We start from the raw sequence: 13,940 nt of genomic DNA, 5'->3' as shown, positions 1-13,940 counted from the left end.
TCATTACCTTTATTTTTGGGTTAAATATTCACGTAACTTACATATAAACTAGTCACATTAATTGGGTCGCTAAACCACTTCGCCGCTTGGTTGGTGTTTCAACTGCTCGACGTAATACCTTTGGGCTGCCATAAAGAGATAGCTCTTTTTTAGCTCGAGTTATCGCCGTATACACAAGCTCACGGGTCATTACGGGAGAATATACATTTGGTAAAACTAATGCGGTATGAGCAAACTCCGAACCTTGTGATTTATGAACGGTCATTGCATAAGCTGTTTCATGTTGTGGAAGTCGGTTAGGTTGTACCCCACGAATAGTCCCATCTGGAAATTGAAAATAGGCTCTCAGTGCATTTTCTTCATCCGGTAAAATGATGCCTATATCCCCATTAAAGAGTCCTAATGGGCTGTCATTACGGCTAATCATAATTGGCCGGCCTGCATAGTGTTTATTCAATAAATTATATGGACGGTTTATTATCCCTTGCCTATGAAATAATTTTTCCAATTTATCGTTAAGGCCAATGACGCCAAAAGGGCCTTCTCGCAGAGCTGTTAGTACCCGATATTGGTTAAATTTTTTCAAAACTTGCTCAGGATCTTCTTTATTTTTAACCGCTAGTAGATATTCCTTATAATTTTCAGCGGCATCTAATAAAATTTTCGCGTAATCATCTGCGGTTTCTTGAATATAACTATGTACATCTGACCGCTGCTGATTTAGTAACTGTTGAACTCTAGAAACATTACCTTCATTTACAGCAAAAGCGAGTTGGCCAATCCCTGAATCTGCCGAAAAACGGTAGCTTTTACGTAGCAGACATAGGCTATCACGAATAATTGGGCCGCTTGGTGATGCATAAGATTCAACTGAATGCCCTGTTAACTCCGAAAGTTGGGACGCTCTTTCTGCACTATAACCGTTATCAGCAAACTGACAGATATCCCCTAATACTGCCCCTGCCTCGACTGAGGCTAATTGGTCTTTATCACCTAGAAATATTAACTTTGCATTTTCAGGTAATGACTCAAGTAATTTGCTCATCATGGGTAAATCTACCATTGAGGCTTCATCAACAATCAGTACATCAAGAGATAAACGATTATCTCGGTTATAGCGAAACTGCTGGCTCTCAGGTTGAGCCCCTAGTAAACGGTGCAATGTTTTTGCATGATTAGGCAAAACAGCGCGTTCTTCATCGGTTAAAGGCATTTTTTTCATCGCCTCTCCGAGGGACTCCGTCAACCTAGCTGCAGCCTTGCCGGTTGGAGCCGCCAACTCTATTCTAATTTTATGGTGATACTTAGTTTCAAGTTTAATTAATGCAGCAAGGATACGTGCAACTGTTGTTGTTTTTCCTGTTCCTGGCCCCCCTGATATAATTGACACCTTACTCGTTACAGCAACTGCTGCTGCAACTTTTTGCCAATCTATATCATCAGTAATGGGAAATAAGCTGTCTAGTACATTCTTAATTTGAACATTATTTTGCTTATCTATTAATGTATTAGAGAAAAATTTCGCAACATACTGCTCATATTGCCACATCCGTTGAAAATATAAGTATTCCCCTGAAAGCACCAAAGGAGAGATTTTGTTTTCTGTTGATAATGACACTGCATTTGCTTGTCTGAGCGTTTGATAGAGCTCTTGCTCACTCGGCTCTCCCATTTTTTGCCAAAACGCAGTTGCTAACTCTGGGTGCCTTCCCGCAAACAATTTGTCGGGGTCAACATCCGCCAGTGCTAGGCAAACGTGCCCAGCCATAGTTTCTGCGCTAAGGAGTGCTGCAATCATAAGTACTATAGGACACTTATCATCAGAAATGCTGTAAGCAAATTGCACATCTAGAGGTGTAAAGATATGCTTCTCAATAGCTTGATTAAATAGGGATTTCATTAAGTTGCTTCCCCTTGCTGAACATTTTTAAATAAGCTATCTAACGCTTCAATAAAAGGCTCTATAGGGCGATAAAAGAAAATGCCGTTACTTGAGTGAATATTATCTATGCCTCGTAAAAATAAATAATAAACGCCACCAAAATGAGTTTCATAATCATAATTAGGCATTCTTTGCTTGAGGTAACGATGTAACGCTAACGAATATAGTTGATATTGCAAATCATAGCGGTGGTCTATCATCGCTTCAGCCATGGCTTCTTGGGTATAAAAACTGGCATCTTTCCCTAAATAATTTGATTTATAATCAAGAAGATAAAATTTGCCTTTCCAGTAAAAGGTGAGGTCAATAAACCCCTTTAAAATACCTTGAACTCTCTCAAAATTTAGCGGAGGACAACGTTGTGATAATGGGTCATATTGGTGCGTTATCTTATCTAAATGACTGGCACTCAATAGGGAATCAATAGGGAGATAAAACTGCATTTCATCCAATTGGTCTTGAGCCTGTAATGCAGATAAACATAACCCGTCTTCTGATAGTGGTGCCTGTACAATTGCATTCAGCCATTCTTGCAGCATCGGTGCCCACTGTATGTCAAACCCTGAGGATTCAAGTTTTTCAGACAACCATTCTTGAGAAATATGCCCACTAAAATCAATCTCCTCCATCAAGTTATGCAAAAATGTTCCCGGTGATGCACCTTTAGGAAATTGATGAGGAGTTAGGATAAGAGACTCGTCATCCTGTTGCTCCACATCAACACTAGCCTCAATATCCATATTAGGGGCTAATGAATTAGCAAATTGCAATGCTGAAACTGATTCTTCTGCTTCAGTATGGCTTGAACCATAACTTAACCCCGAATAGCTGGTAACACGCCAGTGGTCATTAAAATGACGAGTCACTGCTCTTGCCGATAAGTTTACGCTATCATTTTGTTCTAATAGCACGCGTTCCGACTTAGGTTGATTAATCACTGCAACATCAATAACGTCATTGCTAATTTCAGCTAGCATGTCGTTCAATAGTAGGCTATCTCCTGCTTGCCCTTTTTGGATGACGTAACCCAGCGCAGATAAGTGTAAATCGGTTTCACCACTTTTTTTTCTGTTACCTTTAATTAATGGTGCAATACCGACACTACAGTGATAGATAGCCCTTGTGAGTGCTACATATAATAAGCGTAGGTCTTCTGCTAGACGCTCTTCATCAGCTAGAGCAACATTTTCTTCACTATCGTTTAAATCTAGCCGTACTGCATAATCCGTTCTATCGTGATATAAACCTTTAGATTGGGGTAGAAAATTGCTCGCAAAAGGCAACCAAACAATCTTATATTCAAGGCCCTTAGATTTATGTATGGTACTGATCTGCACCAAATGTTTATCACTTTCAAGACGCATTTGTTGTGCGTCAGATTGATGATCAGGATGGGCAATTTGTTGCGCCAGCCAACGTGTTAGTGTGTGCTCACCTTCAAGCTGTAATAACATTTCTTGTAACAGCTCACCAATATGCATCACATCCATTAAGCGACGCTCTCCATCGGCACCTGATAATAACGTTTCTGCAATTTTCCTCTGTGCCATGATCATTCTAAGCATGGGGAGCACGCCTCGTTTTTGCCACACCATGGCATAACGAGCAAATTCATCTACAATTTTTTCCCACGATTTTTCATCATGGTTTAGGTCATCAATTTGTTTAGCGGTTAAACCCAATATTCCTGTCGCCAATGCACTGCGTAAAACACGTTCTTTTTCTGGTGTTAAAACTGCCTGTAGTAACCACAGTAAATCTCTCGCTTCTGGTGTTGAAAATACACTTTCCCGATTAGATTGAAACACAGAAGGGATATTTAACCGATTTAAAGCATCACGAATCAATACAGCTTCACGTCGGCTACGAACCAACACAGTAATATCAGAAGCTTCTACAGGAGTATGTGCTCCTTTATTGTCAAAATAGCTACTACCCTGAAACCCGCCTTGTAAATATTGTGCGATTTGCGCTGCACATTGTGAAGCTGTTGCCTGTTCATATTCAGCAACTGAGACACCTTCTGCTTCCACTTGCCAAAATGTAAGTGCTTTGACCACTTCGCCATCATGAATAAGTTTTTTACCGCTATTTTGCTTAGCGAAATTAACGGGTTGAAAAGGAATTTGCTCAAAAATAAATGGTGACTGACAGCGGCCAAATAAGTGATTAATAGCTTCAACCATATTTTGCGATGAACGATAGTTAGTCTCTAATGTGTAGTGAGCACTAACTTCATTTTTTGCTTCGATATAGGTGAAAATATCTGCGCCCCGAAAAGCATATATAGCTTGTTTAGGGTCGCCGATGAAAAGTAATGCGCTGTCATTAACTTCCCGATAAATTCTTTGAAAAATACGGTATTGCTGTGCATCTGTATCTTGAAACTCATCTATCATCGCAACAGGAAAGCGTTGACTAATAGCTTGAGCTAAAAATTTCCCACTTTCTTGAGCAAGAGCACCGTCTAAACGGGTCAATAAATCATCAAACCCCATTTCACCACGATTATGTTTTTCATTAGTAATCGCTTCCCTCACCTCTGAAATGGCCAGTGGAATAACCAGATCTTTTAGAGTTAATGATTGAGAAAGTAGCTCATCTATACTTTGGAAAACAATATGTTCTGGCCCTAAGCCACTTTTTGATTTTTTATGTAATACCGTTTGTGAGAAACGTTCAAGATCTTTAGGAAGCTGATAATCTTCTGTTTTTTCTTGAGCCCATTCGCCTATTTTTATCAGCCATGTAGGTAGAAAACGAGTACTATAACTTCGTTTATCCACATCTGAATCAGCGATAAGCTTCTCAAAATCCGCTGAGTTTTCTAACCAGGCCGTTTTAACTGACTCAATTAACAAGATTAGCCGCTGATGCCGTTCTTCTAGAGTTTCTACTTGTTTCGGTTGGTTAATAATTAAAGGAATGTCACCCTGCAAGAAAGGTTTAATCTCCGAAAGTAATGCTTCAGGACTAGTCCACAGTGACTGAATGACTTTCGTCATGGAGTAATTCAGAGGATAAAAATGGCGGCGCCAAAAGTCTGCACAAGCTTGTTTTTGAATCGGAAATTCATCTTGAATCATTGTTTGTTCGAACAATACTCCCGACTCAAATGCATTATGAACTAGCATTCTTTGGCAAAAACCATGGATAGTATATATCGCGGCTTCATCCATTTGCCTTTCCGCTGCCTGCAACCATTGCGCAGCGAATTTTCTTTGGGATTCCCCCGAAAGCTCAGCTAATAATTCAAGATACTCAGGCTGCGACTCGAAACCAACGCCATTTCTTAAGCAAACTAAGCGCATATCATGAATACGTTGACGAATACGTCCCCGTAACTCATTCGTCGCAGCCTCAGTAAATGTTACAACTAAAATTTCTTCAACACTTAACGGCCTAGGAAACGCATTAACGCCTCCCAGGCCTAATAAAAGCCGCAGATAAAGTATACCAATTGTATATGTTTTACCCGTTCCTGCAGATGCTTCAATTAACCGCTGCCCACGCAGAGGTAAGGAAAAAACATTCAGTAATTGGGACTCTACCTGCACTTTATTCACTCAGCATCTTCCTTTATTGGTAAAATCTTTTGCAACTGAGAAGCTGTTGGGTAAAGCACCCAATCTTTCAGATGAGCATACCCCACTTTAGTATCAACTCCTTGGCCTATAACTTGGGAGCTAACTGCTAACCCCTTATGCTTTATAACTGCATTTTCATAATACTCAATGACTTGTTCTTTCGTTGCTGTCCCTAAAGTTGCAATAACTTTTTCACGAGTATCAAAACTGAAAATATTTCTCGAAAAATCAGATGAATAACGGCCTACTTCCTCATAGAACGTTTGAGGTGGTTGATTCATCTCCGTGATAATAGATTGTTTATATTGATTAAATTCATCTATCGGCAGTTTTTTCAGTTTCTCTAATGCTTGAAGATAGAATTGTTGGTAACGAGTATTCAAGTAACTCGGTGTTTTGGCATTACTTTGAATTAAAAAGCCCATTCCCCACTGATCCCCCAGCCCTGCTTTAAAAGCAAATACTGCGTAACCCAGTTGCTCATTGGTTCTTAATTGGTCATAAAACCAAGGCTGAATTACCTTAGAAAGAATACCTGATAATACTGCGCCATCAATGCGGCTATAACCGTCTGGAATAAAGATTTCAGCAAGTGCATTATCTGAGCTATTCCCCTGTTTATGGAAATCTGCTAGGTAATTTTTGTCGATAACTACAATATCACCACGCCACCAATTGGTACCTTCGCTCTTTAATAATTGCTGTGCATCTTTAATAGTTTTAATGCTTTGCGACTCAGTCATATTACCAAAGACCAGCGCTTGTAATGCTGCACTTTTAACTATCATTTCACGGTAGTTAGTGATGTCTTGCAATGAAATTTTATCTAGCTCGGCTAAACGCTGTTCTTGCTCAAAATAAGGTACACTATTAATACGCTGAAGCGGTTGCATCGCTAGCTCATAAGCTTTCGCATTATTAGCAACTTCAATTTGCTCTTTATACCAAGATTTTGCTTGAGCTAATTCTTGTTCCGTTGGCTCAAAATTCAGGTATAGCTTTATCATGGATAAAAAGAGTTCAGGTAAATGTTGGGTGTAACCACTGGCATTTAATTGCAGACCGATTCCCTGAGAAACAGAGACAGACATGCCAGCTACAGATGCCTGATATTGCAGTTCATCCATTTTCAATGAAGCGATATATTGTAATAAAGAGCCCGTTACTTGTTGCTTAGCATCTTTATCACCTTGGTTAGAACGTAATGATAAAGTGATACTCGCCTTTGGCTCATCTGCAAAATATTGACTTGGCATATATAACACTCGTGTATTGCCATCTTGATAGATGAATTCGGGGTGTTTATAAACCTTATCAGCTTTAATTAGTGATAAATTATCAGCAATATACGGGTTTAAAGCAGGCAATTTAAAATTCATTTTAGATTCTAAACTTGCCCAGGTTTTAAATTGTTTTGCTGTGATTTTATTGACCTGATACGGTGCATCGACAAAATAGGCTTTTTTGTTATTCGGTTCATTTGGACTAATAAACCAAATCCTCGCCTCTTGCGCAGTGAGCTCTGATAAACGCTGTTTAATCGCTTCAGGGTCATACTTATCTGCAATGTAATCTGAATCAAGAACATGATTAACAGGAACATCAATCATTTGGTCTGATAACCATTCAATGTAGTTCATATCCCTGACAATTGAACCATAACGGAATGATAAATTAAGAACTTTTGCTATTTCATCAAAGTAACTTTTATTGACCCCATCATTTTTAATTAACTCAAGATAAGAAAAGATAGCTGCAATAATTTCGTCTCTTTCTTGTAACCCTTTATCAGTCAATGTCACATAAATAGAGAATGAACCATAGTTTCTATCTAAATTTGGAGTGGCAGAGGCACTGATACCTTCAGCAAGCCCTTGCGATATTAACCAATCAGCCAATGTTCCGGGGCTTCTATTACCAATTAAGTAACTAATATAGTTGTCACTTTTACTGCGAAAATCTACCATATTATTTTTAATACTGAATTCAATTTGTATGGCTTTTTGCGGTTGCGCTGGCACATAATGAATAATAATGCCTTTTTCATTATCCGTTACTGCTGGGATATTAACAGCGGGAACACTTGCGTTAAAATTAGGTATACGCCCAAATGTTTCCTGTGCAATATTCGCTAATGATTCGATAGATTCGTCGCCGTAAAGCACTGCATTCATTAGGTTTGCAGAATAATACTGCTTATAAAAACCCACAAGCTCATCTTGTAGTTTGCTATTAGATTTATCTTTCAGAGTCTCTAAATTTCCCCCCGAAAAACGTGAGTTCGGGTGTAATGGGTTCAATGTTTCAGAACGTACTTGCCATATACGCATCCCGTCACGAGAACGTGCCATTGTAAGTTCTGCATTAACTGCATTACGTTCTCTGTCTGCATTAATCGGGTCTAAAAGTGGCTCAGCTAATGCATCTGCAAGCCTATCCGTCGCTTCTTTTAATGCACCATTTTCAACTTCAAAGTAATAAGCAGTACGATGAGAAGCGGTACTTGCATTATGGCTACCACCGTGTTTTTGCAAAAATTCAGAGAAACTACTTGGCTCTGGGTACTTTTTGGAACCCATTAAAACCATATGCTCTAAATAATGAGCCAGCCCTAATTGGCTATTTGGGTTTTCAATACTACCAACAGGTATCGATACCGCAGCCAATGATTTTGTTGCTTTGGCATCTGATACCAATAAAACCGTCATATCATTACTAAGTTTGATGGCTTTATATTCCCTAGGGTCTCTTTCACTTTTATTTACTGTTTCAGGCAAAACTTGCCAAAGTGGTTGCGCTGCTATTGCTTGACCACCGAAAAAAATTATCAGTAATAAAAATAGATGAGCGATATTTTTGGATAAATATTGCATCCTTTGTTGCTCTCCTGTCATTTCAAGTATTTTGTCATCGGTAATAAAAACCGTTGAGTGTTTGATAACAAAGATTTAATCATCGCATCATCAATGCTTCTACAAGTTCTTGACACATAATCGTCTTCCATCTCACCTTTTTGCATCTGACTTCCTTGTAAGCTTTGGAGCAAAGCAGATAATGCTTTTTGTTGAATTTCTTCACTCGAAAAATCGTACTGTTTTGTCTTTTTATCAAAGCAAGCTTTAACCCAACTCCAACCACTTTGAGAAAGAAGAATTAACGGGGAATTAAACCCTTCACAGTAGCCTACGACTAAATCTTGTAGATAAGCCAATGCATCTTCTTTGCTAATAGCAGCAAACTGCCAAATACTATTATCTCTTCCTAGTGCAAGGCTTTCCCCTTCACCAATTTGCGAGTTAAATAGCAAATGTTCCACCCATAACTGTACCCCATCATTAGCAGTTAAGTAAGCCGGGCGATATCGTACCATTCCTGTTTCATGAATATTTTTCAATAAACCAGTAATTTTTATCCCATTTAACTGAAAATCTAATGGATAATCAAATAGCTGCATATCATATTCTTTAACTTTTTCAGCTAATGGCGATATCTCGTTCAACTGCTGTTCCCAAAAAAGTTGACCAAATTGCCTAGCAGGCAGCTGACCCGATGCTTTTAAAGCAGAATAAAAAGGCTCAATGTTCTTATCTTTGACAAGTAAATCTAAAATTTGATCATTAATTTTATATCGTTGTAATCTACCTAAGTTAAATGGCTCTTCTTCTGGCAGTTCGGTTTCTTCAATAGAAAAATGGACTTTCAAACGCTGTTGAAAAAATGCCCTGATAGGGTGACGATAAAATCGTAATAATTGTTCTAAAGAAATTTCAGTAATGGGCTCTCGAGTTTCAAGTATTGAACAAAATGGTTCATCAACTTTATTTGTTGTTTTTGCGGCAGGTAACCACTCACTCGCAAAACTCTGATAAGGCGTTTCAGGCAAGAAATTTTCTTTTGCGAATGGGACTCTATTATGCTGGATGACCAGATGCTCACTTAATCGTTTAGCACTTTCATCAATAGTCAAAGTTTCATCACCAACTAAACAAAAGCTTTGGCAAATATAATCAATTAATTCAGTAACTAATACCGATGGATTACAAGGCTGATTATCACGAATAGAAAGCCCAATATAACTAACATAAAGTTGTTTAGATGCTGAATTTAATGCTTCTAAAAATAGGTATCTATCATCGTCCCGGCGTTTTCGGTCTCCACGAACAGGTTTTTCCGCCATCAAGTCAAATCCTAATGGTGGTATATTTCGCGGATAAGCACCATCATTCATACCCAGTAAGCAGACAACTTTAAATGGTACTGAACGCATTGGCATCAAAGTGCAAAAATTAACGGCTCCAGCCAAGAAACGTTGACTAATTTTTTCATCATCAAAGCGAACTGAAAGTTCATCACGAATTAAACGCAATGGAACTTGTTCTTCATATCCTGAAGTTATCGCATTATCAATGATTTGATACCACTGTTCTGTTAATAGTGCGAGAACAAGTTCAGTTTCCCCATCAACCATAAAGTAGCTATCAAGTAGTTGCTGACAAAGTTCTTTCCACTCTTCAAGTAGGCGTTCTTGTGCTAATAAAGAGCGCCATTCTCTTAGTGTATTAATTAATAGCGCTAATTTCCCGGCAAGCTGGGCGGCTAAGCCACTGCACTCATCATAAGGTAAAATACCATTCCACGGGCCATTTCTGCTATCCATTGCATAGCCAAGCAACATTCTACTTAAGCCAAATTCCCATGTATTTTGCCCTATCACTGGTAAAGCAAAAGAACGTACATTATCGTCATCAAGCCCCCAACGGATCCCTGATTCATTAACCCAGCGGCGTAATAAACTTAACTCACTTTCATCAATACCAAAACGTTGAGAAAAAGCAGAAACTTCAAGTAGGCTAAGAACTTGCTCCGTTGAAAAACGACTCTGAGGTAAGTCGAGTAGCATAATAAATGCTTGTAAAATTGGGTGAGCTTGCAGTGCTTTTCTATCTGAAATTGAAAATGGGATATAACGAGTTGATGCCGTATTACCAAAAACAGCCTGAATATAGGGTGCATAGCTGTCAATATCGGCCACCATGACTATCACATCACGCGGTGTTAGCGATGAATCTTGCTCAAAGAGAGAAAGCAAATGATCTTGTAATACTTCAACTTCCCGCTGTGCACTATGACATAAATGGAATGTTATCGAATCATCTAGCTCATTGATTGGTCGTTTGCCAATACTTGTTTCATAATTTTCTAATGTTGTCCCTAATTGAGCATGGTTTTCGAGATCTAAAATATCCTGCTGAACATTCTCTAATAAATTGGCTCGTTCAGTATCAACATAGGCCGAAATTTCATTCGCACGATCGATTTGAGAAATAAAGTATAGGTTGTCTCGACCTAACCTTCCCCACGAGGCAAGCAGTGGGTTTGCGATATCCTGTTCGCCATTTTCATTAAATAAATTAGGAATATGCTCTTCGAGTTTAAAACGTGAAATTTCATGTTTATCAAGATAATGGCGAAGTTTTCTTTGCTGTAACCTAGCTAAAAACGACGCGCTTTGAATGTCCCCCCAATAATAGCGACAAGGGTTAGTAAACATTAAATGAACATCTGTATGTTCTGCTATTGCATTGATAGCTTGTAGATAAACAGGTGGAAGAGATGAGATACCGCAAATAAAAATACGCTTTGGCAGCAATTTTCCTAAATCAGGGTTCAATGATAATGTATCAATAAAATGTTGATATAAATTAGCTCGATGCCAAGGTGGCTGTTTTAGTTCATTTGAATATTCAACAAGACACTGCCATAAACGTTTTTGCCATAGTTGATTTTCACTTAGCCCCTCTATTAGTTCATTTTTTTGCCATACTCCAACCCATTGTGGGCGATAAACCAAATATTGGTCAAATAAATCAGCAATCCTACCAGCAAGCTGATGAAGTTTACGTTTATCTGTATCTTCTTGAAGATAATGCTTTAAAGGTTCAAATTCTTCCTCATCAATGACAGTTGGCAATATTGTCATTAGTTTCCATGTCATAGCTTGCTTGGTATAAGCGCTTTCTTTTGGAATTTCCGGTAAGACTCGCCTAAACATGTCCCAAATGAACGTTGCTGGTAAGGGATAGCTAATATTTGCAGCAATACCAAACTGCTTAGCAAGTTCGATTTGCAACCATTGTGACATTCCAGGACTTTGTACTAAAATTATTTCTTGCTCAAAAGGGTTAGAAAGTGGTTCATTTTTCATTAAATGAGTCATTAGATCTTTTAATAAATCTAATTGATTAGAATGATACACTTGGAACATAGTACTCTCCTGTTGAGCAATACCAACGGCTTAATGAAAATGGCTGTTTTTTTATCGTTAACGATACCATTAACTCAGTACAGTTATCGGCTCGCGGTAAGCGAGTTGTTTGTATTTTCCACTCAGGGTAACGCAAATTTGGATCTATGGAAGAATTTTTCTCCCCTGATATTGGTTCCCCTAACATTGAGCTTTTCTCTAATGTACTATGTAACACCCTAATGGCCGAAGAATTCATATACAATTTATTAAAATTCAATATGATATATTGCGAATAGTTTACCAAAGCTACCAGTGAAATAGCAAAAATAACCACGCCAATCATTGCCTCTACTAATGCAAATCCTTGCTGCTTTGTTTTCATTAGCAAAATCCTTTTTTTATCACTGGGCAATAATCTAACCACCCTTTTTTACGAGAGAAAAACTGTTGCTTATTTGCATCCCATACTACCCATCGATAAACTTTAATATCATTCCCTAAGCGATAATGACTTTGCCCCGACAGCACGAAATCCGCCCCTTTGTAATGTTTTAAGCAACTTTTCCATTGTTGATTTTCCTCTTTCTGGCAAACCCAACGCTTTAATCCTCTATATTGACTATCCCAATGTAATGTCCCCCCCCAAGCAAGAGCTGACTCTGCTTTATTAAAAGCATCGAAATATTTAATTTCCTTATGCAACTCATCCCTAGCTCGTTCTTGGAAAAAATGCACCGATTTAATCAATAATGTGCCTATTGTGATAAAAATAATAACCATAAGCAGAGAAACGTTTCCCTGTTGTTGCTCTATATTCTTCATAGATTTCTAACTAAGACCGCTATCCGGTAATTAAATATTTGATTAGGTAATAACTCTGTTTTAAGGCTTATTTCCATTTCAAGTAATTGGGTATTTTCCCGCCAATCAAATGCTAATTTTTTAACTTTGATTAACTTCTCATCAAATAATGATTGCCAACGAGTCCCATCACAATTTCGGACATTTCGATTGGACTCTAGTTTTTCATTATTTAACCGATAACCAAAATAATCAGAATCTTTAGATTTGGATTTAATATCTTCCCACTTACCCGATAAATCTTGGTCATAAGCAAAAATAATGCACGAGTTATTCCCTTTGCTTAAAAATTTTGATGTGATTTTTAAAGGTTCTTCACCACAATTTAGGCTACTACAGTAACCTATCCTTCTAAAATCTTTTTCCATATTTATCAATGTTTGCCTTATATCCTTGTCTATTTGGTATTGAATGTAAGTTCGATAGGTTTGCTTAAATAATGTAGGAATAGCGCTCATCGCTGATACACAAACAATGCTACTGATAGCCATTGCCATTAATATTTCAATAAGTGTAAATCCCTGCTGTTTTTTTAATTTATCGTTATTTAAGGGATTCAACATTTAGGTACCCCTGTCATTTTTTTATGACTACAGCTTCTAATACGGCCTAATGAAGAAATATAAATTGTGATTTGCTGATTCTGATTTTTTAGCTCTATGCTAAAAGCACGGATCGTTCCCTGCTTACCATATAGCTGAATTGAAGTACGGCTTGCTTTACTAAGTTCTATTCCTTGGTACCTTTTTGCTGTTAACTTGCCAACCTCTTGCTTGCTGTTCGCATCTTTAACATCAAGCTGCCAATCATTTCTACCAGCCTTAACGGATAATATTTGATACCTATTTAAATAGACACCTTCTGTCATTTGGCTATAAATAAACTCAGATACTTGCCTAGCCGCATCGATTAACCGCTGCCTTTCTACTTGCTGTTTCCATTGATATAAACCAGAAAAAATAACAAAAGAACAAATAAATAAAACAATCATAATCTCAATTAAGGTGAAACCACGCTGCGTTGTATTTAATTCAACTTTCATTTTGTTGTGACCCCACTTTTTATATGCAAGACAGAGATTGCCAAAAAAAATCTGTCTAGCGAGGTTTGTCATTACAAACTGCATAACGCTTCGCAACAAAATAAATAAATGCATAACAATACAAGTCAATTTGCGAGCTGCTTCGCAAAGAAATAGTTAATTCAAAATAAATGCAAGAAAGTAAATTAATTATGAACCAAGATAAAATTCATCAAGAAAGATGGGATAGATAAAGGAGGAAAATTGATGATAAGTTAAAAA

General features: G+C 37.9%; 8 protein-coding genes. All 8 read right to left on the bottom strand.

All coding sequences use genetic code 11. The features are described from left to right. Positions 1-52 precede the first annotated feature (52 nt). Genes recD through PSE83_RS16460 form a run of 8 tightly spaced genes read right to left on the bottom strand, consistent with a single transcriptional unit; the run spans position 53 to position 13,679 of the window. The gene (gene recD / locus PSE83_RS16495) at positions 53-1,900 is read right to left on the bottom strand and encodes an exodeoxyribonuclease V subunit alpha (RefSeq protein WP_272660995.1); all 1,848 of its coding nucleotides are present in this window, start codon (positions 1,898-1,900) and stop codon (positions 53-55) included. Then, positions 1,900-5,508: an exodeoxyribonuclease V subunit beta gene (recB, locus tag PSE83_RS16490; protein WP_272660994.1), complete on the bottom strand. Its 3,609-nt coding sequence runs from the start codon at positions 5,506-5,508 to the stop codon at positions 1,900-1,902. The genes recD and recB overlap by 1 nt, the downstream gene beginning before the upstream one ends. Then, positions 5,505-8,402 (bottom strand): pitrilysin, encoded by a 2,898-nt coding sequence (gene ptrA, locus PSE83_RS16485; RefSeq protein ID WP_036957997.1) that lies wholly within the window; start codon positions 8,400-8,402, stop codon positions 5,505-5,507. Before ptrA ends, recB begins: the two co-directional genes overlap by 4 nt. A gap of 17 nt (positions 8,403-8,419) precedes the next feature. Then, entirely contained in the window at positions 8,420-11,794 is a 3,375-nt protein-coding gene (gene recC / locus PSE83_RS16480; RefSeq protein ID WP_164565453.1) for an exodeoxyribonuclease V subunit gamma, read from the bottom strand. Beyond that, entirely contained in the window at positions 11,772-12,158 is a 387-nt protein-coding gene (locus tag PSE83_RS16475) for a type IV pilus modification PilV family protein (RefSeq protein WP_110591275.1), read from the bottom strand. Before PSE83_RS16475 ends, recC begins: the two co-directional genes overlap by 23 nt. Continuing rightward, complete coding sequence (locus PSE83_RS16470; RefSeq protein WP_094961116.1) at positions 12,158-12,598, bottom strand: DUF2509 family protein; 441 nt, start codon at positions 12,596-12,598, stop codon at positions 12,158-12,160. The genes PSE83_RS16475 and PSE83_RS16470 overlap by 1 nt, the downstream gene beginning before the upstream one ends. Continuing rightward, on the bottom strand, positions 12,595-13,200 hold the full coding sequence (locus PSE83_RS16465) for a prepilin peptidase-dependent protein (RefSeq protein ID WP_136134318.1): 606 nt from the start codon (positions 13,198-13,200) through the stop codon (positions 12,595-12,597). Before PSE83_RS16465 ends, PSE83_RS16470 begins: the two co-directional genes overlap by 4 nt. After that, entirely contained in the window at positions 13,194-13,679 is a 486-nt protein-coding gene (locus PSE83_RS16460) for a prepilin-type N-terminal cleavage/methylation domain-containing protein (protein ID WP_272660993.1), read from the bottom strand. The genes PSE83_RS16465 and PSE83_RS16460 overlap by 7 nt, the downstream gene beginning before the upstream one ends. Between the last annotated feature and the right edge of the window lie 261 nt (positions 13,680-13,940).

The sequence above is a fragment of the Providencia sp. PROV150 genome (assembly GCF_028481025.1).
Taxonomy (GTDB): Bacteria; Pseudomonadota; Gammaproteobacteria; order Enterobacterales; family Enterobacteriaceae; genus Providencia; species Providencia hangzhouensis.
The sequence above is the reverse complement of the archived record's forward strand: the minus strand, read 5'-3'. Positions and strand labels throughout refer to the sequence as shown.

What these genes read in the sequence shown, in the direction of transcription:
- recC (WP_164565453.1), bottom strand. Translation starts at nt 11,794, where the DNA reads ATGTTCCAAGTGTATCATTCTAATCAATTAGATTTATTAAAAGATCTA.
- PSE83_RS16465 (WP_136134318.1), bottom strand. Translation starts at nt 13,200, where the DNA reads ATGTTGAATCCCTTAAATAACGATAAATTAAAAAAACAGCAGGGATTT.
- PSE83_RS16460 (WP_272660993.1), bottom strand. Translation starts at nt 13,679, where the DNA reads ATGAAAGTTGAATTAAATACAACGCAGCGTGGTTTCACCTTAATTGAG.
- PSE83_RS16475 (WP_110591275.1), bottom strand. Translation starts at nt 12,158, where the DNA reads ATGAAAACAAAGCAGCAAGGATTTGCATTAGTAGAGGCAATGATTGGC.
- ptrA (WP_036957997.1), bottom strand. Translation starts at nt 8,402, where the DNA reads ATGCAATATTTATCCAAAAATATCGCTCATCTATTTTTATTACTGATA.
- recD (WP_272660995.1), bottom strand. Translation starts at nt 1,900, where the DNA reads ATGAAATCCCTATTTAATCAAGCTATTGAGAAGCATATCTTTACACCT.
- PSE83_RS16470 (WP_094961116.1), bottom strand. Translation starts at nt 12,598, where the DNA reads ATGAAGAATATAGAGCAACAACAGGGAAACGTTTCTCTGCTTATGGTT.